Raw genomic sequence first — 16,024 nt, 5'->3', positions numbered from 1 at the left:
AGCTGGTCATGACCCTATTGGTACGCGACGAGGTCGACGTGGTCGCGGCGACGATCGAGCACCACTTCGATGCGGGTGTCGATCTGATCGTGGCCACCGACAACGGTTCCGTGGACGGCACGGTGGAGGTGCTGGAGGCGTATCGCGACCTCGGGATGCTCGAACTGCACCACGAACCGACCCAGGACTATGAACAGGGCCGCTGGGTGACCAGGATGGCCCGCCGGGCCGCCGAGGCCCACGGCGCCGACTGGGTGATCAACTGCGATGCCGACGAGTTCTTCTGGCCGGACGGCGCCGCCACGGTGGAACGCGGTGCGCTGGCCTCGGCCTTCGCCGAGGTGGAACCACAGGCAGGCCTGCTGCCGGTGCGGCCGGACAACCTCGTCGCCGATCCGGATGCCACCGGTCCGTGGCTCGACCGGCTCATCCTGCGGGACACCACCTCACTGGCCGATCTCGGGCACGGGGACCCGGCCAAGGTCTGCCACCGGGGTGATCCCGAGGTGACGGTGGACCAGGGCAACCACGGGGCCTCCGGGCCGAACCTGGGGCCGAAGGCGCAACACCGGCCGCTGTCGCTGTTGCATGTTCCCGACCGGGGTTACGAGCAGTACTGCCGCAAGATCATCAATGGTGGCTCGTCCTACAACACGAACCAGCGGCTGAGCCCCTATGCGGGTTTCCACTGGCGGCAGGACTACGCAGCCTTCCAGGCCGGGCGGCTGGCCGAGATCTACGCCGGGCGGCAGCGCGACCGGGCCACCGTGGACGCCGACCTGGCGACGGGGCTGTTGGTCTCGGACACTCGCCTGCGTGACCGGCTCACCGCGCTGATGGACACCGCCTTGATCCCACAGGCCCTCGATGCGGTACTGCGTGGTGACTCGATCGCCGCAATAGCGGACTGACGCACCTCCCGACCGGAATCGTCGGGTAGTCCCGTGCCGGGTGGTGTTTTCCGGCTCGTGCGCACGCGATCACGGAACTGCGGAAGATCTTCGGATGATGTCACTCGATCCGATGGCGGCATCGAATTCGCGAACGGGTCCGCCAGCGCTGCTCGGCGACGGCGGCGTGCTCCAGCGGGGTCGGCAGGCCGCCCGCGTCGGAGCAGACTGGCGGACCTGCGGTTTCGGTCCCAGCCCGGCCATCGGACGAGACGCCCGATGGCGGACGGGGACGGGTGATGTCGATCACCCGCCAGGCGTCGACCCACCCCGGGTCAACCGCACTGTCCACCTGGGCCGGGCTTTCTCGGCTGCCCGTGCCCCGCAAGATTGACAATTCTGCTAATCGGTCTCTGGCAGATTTCCGATCAGTTCTCACGCTCGGCTGCGCACCGGCGTGCCCGGCGATCGTTCCTTTCCTGCGGTAATCCGATGTCGCCCCCTGCGTCAAGGAGTTGGTGGTAGATGGTGGACGACGGCAAGCTTCGCGACTACCTGAAAAAGGTGACCGCGGATCTGCGGCAGACTCGTCAGCGCCTGCGGCAGGTCGAAGCCGATCGCCACGAGCCCATCGCCGTCGTCTCCATGGCCTGTCGATTCCCCGGCGGGGTGGATTCGCCCGAACAGCTCTGGGAGGTCGCGGCAACCGGCCGGGACGTGATGTCCGACTGGCCCGCCGACCGTGGCTGGGAGGCAGCCGGATACTACGACCCGGACCCCGAGCGGAGCGGCAAATCCTACGTGCGCGAGGGCGGTTTCCTTGCAGGCGCGGCCGGATTCGACGCGGCTTTCTTCGGTGTGTCCCCACGCGAGGCACTGGCCATGGATCCACAGCAGCGGCTGTTGCTGGAGGTCTCATGGGAGGCGGTCGAACGCGCGGGCCTGGCACCCGAGTCATTGCGCGGCAGCGGAACCGGGGTCTTCGTCGGATCGAGCAACCAGGGTTACGGCGCGGGCGTCGACGGTGCCGCCGACGGCGTCGAAGGGCATCTGCTGACCGGTTCCTCGAGTGCGGTGCTCTCCGGCCGGATCGCCTACACCTTCGGGTTCGAGGGACCTGCGGTCACCATCGACACGATGTGCTCCTCCTCGCTGGTGGCGACCCACCTCGCCATCCGCGCACTGCGCCAGCAGGAGTGTTCGATGGCGCTGGTCGGCGGTGCGACGGTCATGGCCTCCCCTCGCAACTTCGTGGAGTTCAGCAGACAGCGAGGGCTCGCGCCCGACGGGCGTTGCAAGCCGTTCGCCGAAGCAGCCGACGGCACGGCATGGTCCGAGGGCATCGGCGTGCTCCTGCTGGAGCGCCTGTCCGACGCGCAGCGCAACGGCCATCGAGTGCTCGCCGTCCTGCGCGGGTCGGCGACCAATCAGGACGGTGCGTCCAACGGTCTCACCGCGCCGAGCGGGCCCGCCCAACAGCGGGTGATCCGCGAGGCACTGCGCGACGCGGGGCTCTCACCCGCCGAGGTCGACGCCGTGGAGGCACACGGCACCGGCACCGAGCTCGGCGACCCGATTGAGGCACAGGCACTGCTTGCCACCTATGGGCAGCACCGCGAGGGCGGACGGCCGCTGCTGCTCGGCTCGGTGAAGTCGAACATCGGGCACTCGCAGGCGGCCTCCGGTGTCGCCGGGATCATCAAGACCGTTCTCTCGCTGCAACACGCGACCGTGCCCGCAACCCTGCACGTGGACACCCCGACCTCGCACGTGGACTGGACGGCTGGACAGGTCGAGCTGGTCACCGAGAACGCAACCTGGCCTGCCACGGATGCGCCCCGGCGTGCGGGCGTGTCCTCCTTCGGCGGCAGCGGGACGAACGCGCACGTGATCGTCGAGGAGGCGCCGGTACCCGAGACGGCCCCCGACGGCCTCGCAACCGAGCCGGGGATGCTGCCGTGGCTGCTGTCGGCTCGGTCGGCCGCCGCGCTGTCTGCACAGGCGGAGCGGCTGCTCGAGCATGTCCGCGCCCGGCCGGAGCTGTCCCCGGGGGACACCGCGTTCGCCATGGCGACGGCACGCGACGCCATGGAACACCGCGCGGTGCTGGTGGGCGACCGCCGGGAGGAACTGATCGCGGCCGCAGGCGTCCTCGCAGACAACGGCTCCGACGCAGCCCTGGTGACCGGCGTGGCCGGTCCTGCTGGTCGGGTGGCCTTGGTGTTTCCGGGTCAGGGTTCGCAGTGGGTGGGGATGGGTCGGGAGTTGCTGGGGTCTTCACCGGTGTTTGCTGCGCGGTTCGCGGAGTGTGGGGAGGCGTTGGGGGAGTGGGTCGACTGGTCTCTTGTCGCTGCTGTGGATGATGAGGGGTTGTTGGCGCGGGTTGATGTTGTTCAGCCGGTGTTGTTTGCGGTGTTGGTGTCGTTGGCGGCGGTGTGGGAGTCGTTTGGTGTTCGGCCGGATGCGGTGGTGGGTCATTCGCAGGGTGAGATTGCTGCGGCGGTGGTGGCGGGTGGCTTGTCGTTGTCTGATGGCGCGCGGGTGGTGTGTGCTCGTTCCCGGTTGATCGCCCAGACGTTGGCCGGGCGTGGCGGGATGCTGTCGGTGGCCCTGCCCGAGGACGAGGTCAGGTCCCGTCTCGCGGGTTTCGGTGCCGGTTCGGTGTCGGTCGCGGCGGTGAACGGCCCGTCCTCGGTGGTGGTCTCCGGCGAACCCGAGGCCTTGGCCGGCTTCGCCGGGTCGTGTGAGTCCGAGGGTGTTCGGGTGCGGCGGATCGCGGTGGACTACGCCTCGCATTCCGAGCAGGTCGAGCGGCTCGAAGCCGATCTGCTGGCGGTGCTCGCGCAGATCACGCCGCGCAGCAGTGAGACGGGGTTCTTCTCCACGGTGACCGGCGACTGGATCGACACCAGTGAGTTGGACGCCGACTATTGGTACCGGAACCTCCGCCACACGGTGCATTTCCACTCTGCGATCACTGCGTTGGCGGAGCAGGGCTACACCGGATTCGTGGAATCCTCACCGCATCCGGTGCTGACGATGTCCATCCTGGACACTCTGGACGCCCTGGAGGTCGACGGGGTCCTGGTGACGGGGACGCTGCGGCGGGACGACGGTGGGCTGCGCCGCTTGTACGACAGCGTGGGCCAGGCCTGGGCACTGGGGTATCCGGTGGACTGGACCCCCGCCTTCGGCGACGAACCCCGGCGCGCGCCCCTGCCCACCTATGCCTTCCAACACAGCCACTACTGGCTCGACGCCACCCCGGCCGCGCCCGGAGCGGTAGCCGAGCCCGCCGACGCCGGGTTCTGGCAGGCGGTGGACGCCAACGATCTCGCCTCGCTCGCCGATGAACTCGAGGTGACCCCCGCCGCCCTCGCCGAGGTCCTCCCCGCCCTCTCCGCCCGACGCGCCAGGCAGCGGCAGGACAGCAGCCTGGACCGCTGGCGTTACGGCATCAGCTGGCGGCCCCGCCCGGCCGCCCCGCGCCGCGCGCTCACCGGCAGTTGGCTCCTGGTGAGTTCCGAAGCCGACGCCGACCGGGCACACACCCTCCGCGACGGCCTCACCGGCGCAGGCGTGCAGGTCCGCGAACTCGTGCTGGGTCCCGACGAGGACCTCGGCCGAGCCGCCCTGGCGACCCGGCTGCACGAACTGCTCGACACCGACCCGGTGACAGACGTGTTCTCCTTGCTCGCCGCCGACCACCGTCCCGACCCCGGTCACACCGGACTCACCATCGGGATGACCGCCACCGTCGGCCTGTTCCAGGCACTGTCCGATGTCGGCGGTACCGCGAGACTCTGGCTGGCCACTCGGGAGTCGATGGCCACCGGCCGGGGTGAGAAGGTGGACAACCCCGCCGACGCCGCGTTCTGGGGCCTGGGCCGGGTGATCGCGCTGGAACACCCGGATCGCTGGGGCGGGCTGGTGGACCTGCCTGCCGACCTGGACACCGCCACCGTTGCGCACCTGACCGGCGTCCTCGCCGACCCCGGCACCGAAGACCAGCTCGCGGTGCGCGGCACCGGGGTCCTGCTCCGGCGGCTGGTACGCCTGCCGATCGGCGACCGCACACCGCACCGCCGCTGGACTCCGCGCGGCACCGCGCTGATCACCGGCGGCACCGGCGGTCTCGGCGCGCACACCGCTCGCTGGCTTGCCTGCGGCGGCGCCGAGCACCTGGTGCTCACCAACCGCCGAGGCAGTGCCGCCCCGGGAGCCGACGAACTGGCGGCCGAACTGACCGCCCTCGGCGCCAGAGTCACCATCGTCGCCTGCGACGTCACCGACCTGGACGCGCTGACCGAGCTGGTCGAGGGCCTGGCGCGCGACGGCGACGACATCCGCACGGTCGTGCACACCGCGGGCATCGGTCTACTGGTGCCGCTTGCCGACACCTCGATCGAGGACTTCGCCGAGGGCGTGCGGGCCAAGATGGCAGGCGCGCGGAACCTCGACGCGCTGTTCGCCGAGGACACCCTGGACGCGTTCGTGCTCTGCTCCTCGGTCGCGGGCGTCTGGGGCAGCGGCGACCACGGCGCCTACGCGGCCTCCAACGCCTACGTCGACGCGCTCGCCGAGAACCGCCGGGCTCGCGGCCTCGCAGGCACCTCGATCGCCTGGGGCATCTGGAGTCCGGACGGCGGCGGCATGGCCGTCGACAAGATGCAGGAACAACTGCGTTTTCGCGGGATCACCTTCATGGACCCCGCAATCGCGGTGGCGGGCATGCAGCAGGCGCTCGACCGGGACGAGGCGTTCATCGCGATCGCCGATGTCGACTGGGACCGGTTCGTGCCGGTCTTCACCGCCACGCGCGACCGCCCCCTGCTCGCCGAGATCCCCGAGGTGCGCGAGATCCTGGCGGCGGATGCGGCGTCGACGGCCGAGGAGGGCACCGCAGACGGCGGATTCGCGCGGCGGCTGCGCAATCTCGAACGAGCCGAACAGGACTGGCTGCTGCTGGACCTGGTGCGAAGCCAGGTCGCGGCGGTGCTCGGCCACGACGGCCCGGAGATGGTGGACACCGGACGTGCCTTCCGGGAACTCGGCTTCGACTCGCTGCTCTCCGTCGAACTACGCAACCGGCTCAACGCGGCCACCGGCCTGCGGCTGCGCTCCACCATCGTCTTCGACCACCCGACGGCCACCGTGCTGGCCGAGAACCTGCGCACCGCCCTGCTCGGCGACCGCGCCGACGAACCCGTCCTGGCACCGGTGTCGACGCGCACCGAGGTGGACGACGACCCGATCGCCATCGTGTCGATGGCCTGCCGGTTCCCCGGTGATGTCAGCACCCCGGAACAGCTGTGGGACCTGGTCGCCGCCGGTGTCGACGCGATCTCGACGTTTCCCGAGGATCGGGGTTGGAACGTCGAGCAGCTGTACGACCCGGACCCCGACCGGCCGGGCACCAGCTACGTGCGCAGCGGTGGGTTCGTCACCGGGGCGGCGGACTTCGACCCCGGGTTCTTCGGCATCTCCCCGCGTGAGGCCCTCGCGATGGATCCGCAGCAGCGGATGGTGATGGAGGTCGCCTGGGAGGCGTTGGAGCGGGCCGGGATCGACCCGCACACCTTGCGCGGCAGCAGCACGGGGGTGTTCCTCGGCGCCGCCTATCAGGGCTACGGCAACGACACCCCGGAACTGCCCGACGGCGCCGAGGGCCACCTGGTGACCGGCACCGCGACCAGCGTGTTGTCCGGCCGGGTCTCCTACACCTTCGGCCTGGAGGGGCCGGCGATCACCATCGACACCGGCTGTTCCTCCGCGCTGGTCTCGCTGCACCTGGCCGCCGATGCGGTGCGCCGAGGCGAGTGCACGATGGCGCTGGCCGGTGGCGTCGCGGTCATGTACGGCCCGGACGGGTTCATCGGGTTCAGCAGGCAGCGCGGTCTGTCCCTGGACGGCCGGTGCAAGGCCTTCGGCGCGGGCGCCGACGGCATGGCGCTCGCCGAGGGCGCCGGTCTGGTGCTCGTCGAGCGGCTCTCCGACGCCCGCCGCAACGGACATCGGGTACTCGGCCTGCTGCGCGGTTCGGCGATCAACCAGGACGGCGCCTCGAACGGGTTGAGCGCACCGAGCGGCCTGGCGCAGCAGCGGGTCATCCGCCAGGCCTTGGCCAATGCAGGCCTAGAGCCGTCCGATGTGGATGTCGTGGAGGCGCACGGCACCGGCACCAGGCTGGGCGACCCGATCGAGGCGCAGGCCCTGCTGGCGACGTATGGACAGGGCAGGCCTGCCGATCGGCCGTTGTGGCTCGGGTCGGTGAAGTCGAACATCGGTCATACCCAGGCGGCCTCCGGGCTGGCCGGTCTGATCAAGATGCTGATGGCGCTGCGGAACGAGCAGCTGCCCCGCACCCTGCACGCCGACCAGCCCACCACTCATGTGGACTGGACGGCCGGTGACGTCCGGCTGTTGACCGAACAACAGCCGTGGCAGCGCGACGGCCGACCCCGCCGCGCCGGGATCTCCTCCTTCGGGGTCAGCGGTACCAACGCGCACGTCGTCATCGAGGAGCTGCCGACCGAGGAGGATCACCCGAGGACGGTCGTGCCTGCGGCTGTGACCACGCCGCCGCAGGCGGACCTGACCGTGCCGTGGCCGGTGTCCGCCCGGACGGCCCCCGCACTGCGCGCCCAGGCCGCGGCCCTGCTGGACCGGTTCGCAGGCACCGAGACCTCCGCCGTGGACATCGGCTTCTCGCTCACGACCTCGCGGGCCGCGCTGGACCGTCGCGCCGTCGTGGTCGCCGAGGGCGGGCAGGCGCTGCGGGACGGGCTGGGTGTGCTCGCCGACGGCGGCTCCACACCCGGTCTCGTGACCGGCATCGCGAACGTGGACGGGCGGATCACCTTCCTGTTCCCCGGCCAGGGATCGCAGTGGACCGGCATGGCGGTGGAGCTGCTGGAGTCCTCCGAGGTGTTCGCCGCCCGCTTCGCCGAATGCACGGAGGCGTTCGCCGAGCACACCGACTGGCCCGCCCGCGAGGCCCTGTCCGACGAGGCCCTGCTGGAGCGGGTCGACGTCGTCCAGCCGCTGCTGTACGCCGTACTGGTGTCACTCGCCGAGGTGTGGCGGGCGTACGGCATCGAACCGCAGGCCGTCGCCGGGCACAGCCAGGGCGAGATCGCCGCCGCCGTCGTGGCAGGCGGCCTGAGCCTCGCCGACGGCGCGCGGATCGTCTGCCTCCGCTCTCGACTGATCGCCGAGGTGCTCGCAGGCGACGGCGGCATGGTGTCGCTGGCCCTGTCGGTGGACGAGGCACGCACCAGGATCGACCGGTTCGAGGAGCGGATCTCCATCGCGGCGGTCAACGGGCCGTCGGCGGTCGTCGTCTCCGGTCAGCCTTCGGCGCTCGCGGAGCTGCTTGCCGAATGCGAGGCACAGGAGGTGCGTGCCCGCCGAATCCCGGTCGACTACGCCTCGCACTCGGCGCAGGTGGAGCGGATCGAGGAACAACTGGTCGAGGCGCTGGCCTGCCTCAGCCCGCAGTCCGGGACCGTGCCGTTCTTCTCCACGGTCACCGGCGACTGGCTCGACACCGCCGACCTGGACGCCCACTACTGGTACCGCAACCTGCGCGCCACGGTCCGGTTCGACACCGCGATCGGCGCGCTCGCCCGACAGGGCTTCACCGGATTCGTCGAGATCAGCCCGCACCCCGTGCTCACCATGGCCGTGCAGGACGGCCTGGACCGGGCAGGCGCGCTCACGCCCACCGCCGTCGTCGGCACGCTGCGGCGCGGCGAGGGCGGAATCGGCAGGCTGCTGACCTCGCTGGCCGAGGCCTGGGTCCGAGGTCTGCCGGTGGACTGGGCCCCGGTCTTCGCCTCCTTCGATCCGCACACCGTCGAACTTCCCACCTACGCCTTCCAGCGGGAGCGCTACTGGCTCGCCTCCGAGACCCCGGCCCGGCGGAGCCGTTCCACCGCGTCCGCCGAGGGCGGCCGCCGCTACCAGGTCGACTGGCAGCCGGTCGAGGCAGGCACCGACCTCGCAGCCACCGACCTCACCGGCGCCTGGCTGCTTGCGGTGCCCGCAGGCGACCACGCCCACGAGCAGCTCGCCGATGCACTGCGCGGGCGGGGGGCCGATCTACGGGTGCTGGTGGTCGACGGCAGCGGGGACCGCGCCGCCGTGGCGACCCGACTGCGCGAGGCGGACACCGAACGCAGGCTCACCGGAGTGCTCTCCCTGCTCGGCGCCGCCGAAGAACCGGCGGGCCCGGACTCGGCGACGCCGGTCGGACTTCTCGCCACTCTCACTCTTCTCCAGGCACTGGGAGACTCCGGTGTTCCGGCCGCATTGTGGACCGTGACCAGGGGAGCCGTCAGCACCGAACCGGCCGAGCCGCTGACCGCGCCGCTGCAGGCCCTCGGCTGGGGACTGGGACGGATCGCAGGCCAGGAACACCCCGAGCGCTGGGGCGGCATGATCGACCTGCCCGTCGAGTGGGACGACCACGCGGCAGGCCTGATCTGCGCCGCGCTGTCCGGTGTGGACGGTGAGGACCAGCTTGCGGTGCGCGGGCGTGGACTGCTCGCCCGGCGCCTGGTGCGCGCCGAGCCCGACGCGGGGACCTCCGAGTGGACCCCGAGCGGCACCGTGCTGGTGACCGGTGGCACCGGCTCGTTCGGCGCCCGGACCGCCAGGTGGCTGGCCGCCGCAGGCGCCGAGCACCTGCTGCTCGTCAGCCGCCGTGGACCGGCTGCGGCGGGAGCCGGGGAACTGGCCGCCGAGCTGCGCGAGCTCGGTGCCGAGGTGACCGTCGCGGCCTGCGACGTCGCCGACCGAGAGGCGCTGTCCGCGTTGCTGGACTCGCTTCCTGGCGAACTCACCGCCGTGGTGCACACCGCAGGCGTGGTGGACGACGGCGTGCTGGCCACGCTCACCCCGGAGCGAGTCGCAGGCGTGCTGAGGTCCAAGCTCGACGCCGCGCGCAACCTGCACGAGCTGACCCGACATCACGAGTTGGACGCCTTCGTGCTCTTCTCCTCGTTGGCGGGCACCCTCGGCGGACCGGGGCAGGGCAGCTACGCCGCCGCCAACGCCTACCTCGACGCGCTGGCCGAGCATCGGCGCGGGCTCGGCCTGCCCGCGACCTCCCTCGCCTGGGGCGCCCTGGCGGGCGGCGGACTGGTGGACGAGGCGGCGGCGGCCCGCTTCCGGCGCAGCGGGATGGGCCTGCTGGAACCCGAACCCGCCCTCGCCGAACTGGGTCGGGCGGTGGCCGACGGCACGGCATTCCTCGCGGTGGCCGAGATCGACTGGGAGCGCTACGGCCCGAGTCTGACGGCCTCGCGCCCGAACCCGGCGCTACGCGGTCTGCCTGCGGCGGTGCCATCGGTGGTGACCGAGGAGCCGGGGCTCGTCGGCGAACTCCGCGCGCTGCCTGCCTCGGAACGCTCCGCCTGGCTGCTCGACTCGGTCCGAGAGCTCGCCGCCACCGCGTTGGGCTATCCCGACGCGGCGGCGATCGACGCCGACCGCGCGTTCCGTGATCTCGGCTTCGACTCGCTCACCTCGGTCGATCTGCGCAACCGGATCGCCGAGAGCACCGGGCTGCGGCTGCCGGTGACCCTGGTCTTCGATCACCCCACGGCAACCGCACTGGCGCGGTATCTGGCAGCGGAACTGCTCGGCGCGGTTGCCGATGCGCCGGTGCCCGCCGCCACCACAAGCGGACCCGCCGTAGACGACCCGATCGCGATCGTGGGCATCGGCTGTCGCTTCCCCGGCGGCGTCGAATCCGCCGAGGACCTCTGGCGGCTGGTCGCCGAAGGACGGGACGTGATCTCCCCGCTGCCTGCCGACCGAGGCTGGGCGCTGGACGAGAGTTACCACCCGGACCCCGACCACCAGGGCACCTTCTACACCACGGGCGGCGGATTCCTGCACGAGGCCGGTGAGTTCGACGCCCAGTTCTTCGGCGTCTCGCCGCGTGAGGCCCTCGCGATCGACCCGCAGCAGCGGCTGCTGCTGGAGACGTCCTGGGAGGCCTTCGAAACCGCCGGGATCGATCCCGGCGGCGCCAGGGGCGAGCGGATCGGCGTGTTCGTCGGCTCGAACTACCACGACTACGCCTCCCGCAGCGGACAGACCCCGGACGGACTGGAGGGATACCTGGCCACCGGCAGCGCGGGCAGCGTCGCCTCCGGCCGGATCTCCTACCTGTTCGGCTTCGAGGGGCCTGCGCTCACCGTGGACACCGCCTGCTCCTCCTCGCTGGTCGCACTGCACCTGGCCGCCGACGCGGTGCGCCGAGGCGAGTGCACGATGGCGCTGGCAGGCGGGGTCACCGTGATCTCCACCCTGGACACCTTCGTGGAGTTCAGCAGACAGCGGGCGCTCGCCCCCGACGGCCGCTGCAAGGCGTTCGGCGCAGGCGCCGATGGTGCGGGCTGGGCCGAGGGCGCCGGAATGCTGCTCGTCGAACGGCTCTCCGATGCCCACCGCAACGGACACCGGGTGCTCGCGGTGGTGCGCGGTTCGGCGGTCAACCAGGATGGCGCCTCGAACGGGCTGACCGCTCCGAGCGGGCCCGCGCAGCAGCGGGTGATCCGGCAGGCCTTGGCCAATGCCGGTCTGGAGCCGTCCGATGTGGATGTGGTGGAGGCGCACGGCACCGGCACCTCGCTCGGCGATCCGATCGAGGCAGGGGCCCTGCTCGCCACCTACGGTCGGGACCGGCCTGCCGATCGGCCGCTGTGGCTCGGGTCGGTGAAGTCGAACATCGGTCACACCCAGGCCGCCTCCGGGCTGGCCGGGTTGATCAAGATGGTGATGGCGCTGCGGCACGAAGAGCTGCCGCGCACCCTGCACGCCGAGGAGCCCTCGCCGCACATCGACTGGAGTTCCGGGTCGCTGCGACTGCTCACTGAACCGGTGCCGTGGGTCGAGGGCGTCCGCCCGAGGCGGGCAGCGGTGTCCTCCTTCGGGATCAGCGGCACCAACGTGCACGTGGTGCTGGACCGGGACGGTGTGGCCGAGACCGCCGAACCGGAGGCGATGGGCACCGCACTCGCGGGCATCGCACCGGCCTGGCCGCTGTCGGCGCGCTCGGCTGCGGCGCTGCGTGGGCAGGCGGGCCGACTGCTGCACGTCGTCGAGCAGCAACCCACTCTCGATCCCTCGGATGTGGCCTGGTCGCTGGCCACCACCCGTGCCGAGTTCGACTACCGCGCGGTGATCCCCGGCGGGGATCTGACCGCGCTGCGTGCCCTTGCCGAGGGCGAGACCGCCCCCGGGCTGATCACGGGCGCGGCAGTCAGTCGGAAGCTCGCCTTCCTGTGCACCGGTCAGGGCGCCCAACGGGCCGGGATGGGCCGGGACCTGCATGCCGTCTCCCCGGTGTTCGCCGCCGCGTTCGACGAGGTGTGCGCCCATGCCGACGGCGAACTGGCCCGCCCGCTCAAGCAGGTGGTGTTCGCCGAGGCGGGCAGCGAGGACGCCGAACTGCTGGACCGCACCGAGTACACCCAGATCGGATTGTTCGCCGTCGAGGTCGCGCTGTTCCGGCTGTTCGAGGCCTGTGGAGTCGAACCGGACTACCTTCTCGGCCACTCGATCGGCGAGATCACCGCCGCCCATCTCTCCGGCGTGCTCACGCTGCCAGACGCGTGCAGGCTCGTGCTGGCCAGGGGGCGGCTCATGCAGGCACTGCCGCCCGGTGGGGCGATGGTGTCGGTGCTCGCCGCCGAGGCCGAGGTCCGCGCACTGCTCGCCGGACACGAGCACGAGGTCGGTATCGCGGCGGTCAACGGCCCGCGCTCGGTGGTGGTGTCCGGTGCCGCCTATGCGGTGGACCGGATCGGCGCGCAACTCGCCGAACGCGGCCACAAGACCAAGCGGCTGCGGGTCTCGCACGCGTTCCACTCCCCGCTGATGGACGCGATGCTGGCGGAGTTCGCCGAGATCGCTGCCGGGCTCGACTACTCGGCGCCCCGCATCGCCGTGGTGTCCAATCTGACCGGCGCGCTCGCCGACGGGCCGGACCTGTGCACCCCGGAGTACTGGGTGCGCCACGTCCGCGAGGCCGTCCGCTTCGGCGACGGCGTCCGGACCCTGACCGGACTCGGGGTCACCGCGTTCGCGGAACTCGGCCCGGACGGCGTGCTGATCGCGCTCGTCCAGGACGATCCGGACGCGATCAGCCCGGACACGGTCGCGGTGTCCGCACTGCGCGGCGACCGTGCCGATCGGGACGCGGTGACCACGGCGCTGGCCGAACTGCACGTTCGCGGCGTCGCACTCGACCGCGAGGCAGGTTTCGGCAGGCCCGGTGCGCTCCGCGTCGATCTGCCGACCTACGCGTTCCAGCGCGAGCGGTACTGGCTGGAGATCACCCGGCGGGCAGGCGGCGAGGCCGGTCTCGCGCCGACCGGTCACCCGCTGCTGGGCAGCGTGGTGGAACTGGCCGCCGACGGCACCATGCTGTACGCGGGCCGGATCTCCCCGCAGGCCCAGCCCTGGCTCGCCGAGCACGTGGTGTCCGGCACGATCCTCTTCCCTGGCACCGCGTTCCTCGAACTCGCGCTCGCTGCAGGAGAACCGGTGGGGACCGGTGTGATCGAGGAGCTGACCCTGCAGGCGCCGTTGGTGCTGGCGGCCGACGGTGCGGTGCGGCTCCAGCTGGTCCTCGCTCCCGCCGACGAGTCCGGCCGCCGGGCGATCACCGTGCACACCCGGCCCGACACCGGCCCCGGTGGCTGGGTCCAGCACGCCGCCGGTGTCCTCGGTGCCACTGCCGGGGCCCGAGGGCCTGCATCGCCGGCCGGGGCGGACTGGCCACCGGCCGGTGCGCAGTCGCTGGACATCTCGGACCTGTATCAGCAGTGCGCGGCCAACGGCTTCGACTACGGCCCGGTGTTCCAGGGCCTGCGCGCAGCCTGGCGGCTGGGCGAGGAAGTACTGGCCGAGGTCGCGTTGCCCGCAGGTCAGGAGGCCGCTGCGGGGAGCTTCGGTGTGCACCCCGCGCTGCTCGACGCCGCGCTGCACACGATCGCCTTCGAGGACTCCGATTCCGGCGGGCGGCTGCCCTTCTCCTGGAGCGGCATCACCCTGCACGCCACCGGGGCGACCGCGCTGCGGATCAGACTGTCGCCGACGGGGGAGGACTCCGTCGCGCTGGTCGCAGCCGACCCCGCAGGTCGCCCGGTGATCTCGGTGGCCGGGCTGCGTCTGCGACCACTGCCCGCCGAACAGCTGCTGGCCGCACGGCCTGCCGGGGCGGATGCCCTGTACCGCCTGGACTGGCCGGTGCTCCCGGTCGCCGAATCGGTGCCCGGCAGGTGGGGTCTGTTGGAACCTGCCGGTGACGGGTTGACCGGTTTCCACGGTTCGGACCAGTTCGCCGACCTCGCCTCCGTCGTCTCCGCCGCCGCTCGGCCGGATGTCGTGTTCGCCGACTTCTCCATCGCCCCGCCGCCGGGGACGACCGTGCCGGACGCGGTCCGCGCGATCACGAACCGGGCGCTGCGGCTGGTGCAGGACTGGCTCGCCGAGGACAGCCTCACGGACACCACCCTGGTGGTGCTCACCAGGGGAGCCTGCGCGGCCGCAGGCGCGGTCGCGGACCCGGTCGGTGCCTCGGTACACGGCCTGCTGCGGACCGCACAGTCCGAGCACCCGGACCGGTTCGTGCTGCTCGACCTCGAACCGGACGAGTACCCGATCCGGGTGGTCGCCGACGCGCTCGCGAGCGGGGAACCCCAGCTGGCGATCCGAGGCACCCAGGTGCATGTACCCCGGTTGGTCCCCGCGGGCGCCGTCGATCCGGCGGGCGCCGCCGATTCCGCAGCGCACCGGCGGGAGTGGCCGCGACACGGCACCACGCTGATCACCGGTGCGACCGGCACCCTCGGCCGTGTGCTGGCCCGGCACCTCGTCACCGAGCGCGGGGTTCGGCACCTGCTGCTCGCAGGCAGGCGCGGCCCGGGGGCGCCCGGCGCCACCAAGTTCGTGGCCGAGCTCGCCGATCTCGGTTGCGAGGTTCGGCTGGTGGCCTGCGATGCGGCGGACCGTGCGGCACTCTCCTCGGTGCTGGCCTCGGTACCCGAGGAGCACCCGCTCGCCGCTGTGGTGCACGTGGCGGGGGCACTCGACGACGGAGTGCTGACCGCCCTCACGCCGGCCCGGATGGACACCGTGCTGCGACCGAAGGTCGATGCGGTGGTCAACCTGCACGAGCTCACCGTGGATCTCGACCTCGAGGCCTTCGTGCTGTACTCGTCCCTGGCAGGCACCCTCGGCGGCACCGGGCAGGGAAATTACGCCTCGGCGAACGCCTTCCTGGACGCCTTCGCCGGGCAGCGGCACGCACTCGGCCTGCCCGCCCAGTCCCTGGTGTGGGGCTTGTGGGCCGAGGCGAGCGGGATGACCGGGAAACTCGATCCGGCCGATCTCGCCAGGATGGCCCGAGGCGGCCTCGCGCCGCTGGTCACGGCGGAGGCGTTCGAGCTGTTCGATCTCGCCACCGCGCGGGACGAGCCGGTGCTCGTGCCGTCCCGTCTGGTGACCGGCGCCCTGGCCGATGGGCCGGTACCGCCGATGCTGCGGGCACTCGCCCCGCCCCGGCTGCGCCGGGCCGGGCCGGCACCGGAGACCGAACTGGCCGAACGGCTGGCCCCGCTGACCGCCGAGGAACGGTATGAGCTGCTGGCCGATCTGGTGCAGGTGGAGGCGGCGCAGGTCCTCGGCATCGCCGACCCGGAGACCATCGACACCGACCGGGGCTTCCTCGATCTCGGCTTCGACTCGCTGACCGCCGTCGAGCTGCGCAACAGGCTCACCTCGGCCACCGGGCTCCGGCTGCCCGCGACCCTGCTGTTCGACTACCCCACGCCTGCCGCCCTCGCCGGTCACCTGCGGGCGGAGACCGCCCAGGAGGCGGGCGACGGCCTCGCCGATGCCCTCGGCGGGGTGGCGGCCATCGAACGAGCGCTACCCGGGATCGCCGGCAGCGAGCCGGAGCGGGTCGCTCTCACCGACAGGTTGCGTCGGCTGTTGTCCGCACTGGACGAGATGTCCCCAGGAACGGACCAGGTCGATCCGAAGATCGACGCCGCAAGCGACGACGAGATCTTCGATCTGATCGACAACGAACTGGGAATCTCCTGATTCACCTG

General features: G+C 71.8%; 2 protein-coding genes. Both read left to right on the top strand.

Features of this window, described 5'->3' with window-relative positions; all coding sequences use genetic code 11:
* Nucleotides 1-8 precede the first annotated feature (8 nt).
* The gene (locus UA74_RS16535) at nucleotides 9-911 is read left to right on the top strand and encodes a glycosyltransferase family 2 protein (protein ID WP_198042741.1); all 903 of its coding nucleotides are present in this window, start codon (nucleotides 9-11) and stop codon (nucleotides 909-911) included.
* 507 nt (nucleotides 912-1,418) lie between these two features.
* Nucleotides 1,419-16,016 (top strand): type I polyketide synthase, encoded by a 14,598-nt coding sequence (locus UA74_RS16530; protein ID WP_449688615.1) that lies wholly within the window; start codon nucleotides 1,419-1,421, stop codon nucleotides 16,014-16,016.
* Nucleotides 16,017-16,024: the final 8 nt, after the last annotated feature.

It is taken from the genome of Actinoalloteichus fjordicus, assembly GCF_001941625.1.
Classification (GTDB): Bacteria; Actinomycetota; Actinomycetes; order Mycobacteriales; family Pseudonocardiaceae; genus Actinoalloteichus_A; species Actinoalloteichus_A fjordicus.
This window is presented reverse-complemented; position numbering and strand designations above follow the sequence as displayed.